1 protein-coding gene is annotated in these 1418 nt (G+C 39.1%); it reads right to left on the bottom strand.

Annotation, left to right across the window (positions count from 1 at the left end):
- Nucleotides 1-409: 409 nt before the first annotated feature.
- On the bottom strand, nt 410-1303 hold the full coding sequence (gene dapA, locus AB5903_RS15735) for a 4-hydroxy-tetrahydrodipicolinate synthase (RefSeq protein ID WP_060386189.1): 894 nt from the start codon (nt 1301-1303) through the stop codon (nt 410-412).
- Between the last annotated feature and the right edge of the window lie 115 nt (nt 1304-1418).

The following is a 1418-nucleotide window of genomic DNA, read 5'->3' on the forward strand; positions in this document are numbered from 1 at the left end:
GCTCATTAACACCATAAACTAAGTAAAGGAGCCATAAAGACAGGGGTAATCTTTATCTTTTCATAGAGGAAAGATAACAATTTATAAATTTACCCCTCAGGTTTTTACATTGACCCAATTTACACCTACATTCCAAAGGTTTCTTCCCGGAAATAGAAGTGCAAGACTTTCCTATTCGTGGCAAAGCTGTATATCTACGCGTCAAGTGCCGTCGTTGGGAAGACCCGGAAACAGGACAATATCTCAGACTCCTCTAAACTGTGCTCTAAATGCTTTAATTTTTCGGACTGCCCCGATAAATACTTCTTGCCAGCAATTTTGGGGAGGATGACTGCTAGAACTTTACATAAAAAAAGAGATGTGTCAATTTCGACACATCTCTTCCATATATACTAAATAAGATTTGTATTCAGCATTTAATATTCAATTCATCCAATATCTTTCGCATTGCTTCAAAAGTCGTGATTCTGGTAGGCACTAATGGTAGGCGAAGTTTGTTCTCAATCATTCCCATTGCATTCAACATGGCTTTTACTCCGGCTGGATTACCGTCTACAAAGAGTAATTTGAATAATTCTGCAAATTTGTGGTGGATGGTCAGCGCATTTGAGTAATCTCCTTGCAATGCCAGACGTACCATACGACTAAATTCACGCGGAAAGGCATTTCCTATGACCGAGATGATACCAACGGCTCCTAAGGTAATCAGAGGGAAGGTAATGCCGTCATCGCCCGAAATAACGTCAAAATTGGCGGGTTTATTTTTTATGATGTCATCCATCTGGCTGATATCTCCCGATGCTTCTTTAATTGCTATTACATTCTTAAAGTCGCGTGCGATGCGCAAGGTTGTTTCAGCTTTCATATTTACTCCGGTACGTCCCGGTACATTATAAAGTACAATCGGAAGGTCGGTAGCCTCGGAAATCGCTTTATAATGCTGATAAATCCCTTCTTGGGAAGGCTTGTTATAATAAGGAACAACAGAAAGAATGGCATCCACTCCGGTAAAATCATCATTCTTCAGAGTTTCTACTATGGCGCGAGTGTTATTTCCACCTACTCCAAGCAGAATAGGTATTTTCCCATTCACGCGCTCGATAACCATTTTCTTGATTTTCTTTTTTTCTTCTTCAGCCAGCGTCGGAGTTTCTGCTGTAGTGCCAAGTACGCATAAAAAATCAGTGTTGTTTTGGAGCTGATAGTCTACTAAACGCATCAATGCATCGTAATCAACGCTTTCATCCTCTTTAAATGGAGTAATCAGCGCTACCCCCATTCCTTTCAATCTAGTCTGTATCATGAGTATTATAAAGTAATCTCTAATTAAACGACTCGCAAAAGTACGATTTTTTTCAATTTACCATACAAATATAAGCCATAAAAAAGCTTTTTGTAGAAATTTGTTAGGATATGAG

The organism is Bacteroides sp. 2201st1_D9_2201SCRN_220225 (genome assembly GCF_040928965.1).
In the GTDB taxonomy this organism is placed as follows: domain Bacteria; phylum Bacteroidota; class Bacteroidia; order Bacteroidales; family Bacteroidaceae; genus Bacteroides; species Bacteroides stercoris.

Bases quoted from the DNA above. Each gene is read 5' to 3' on its own strand.
- dapA (WP_060386189.1), bottom strand. From the start codon at position 1,303: ATGATACAGACTAGATTGAAAGGAATGGGGGTAGCGCTGATTACTCCA.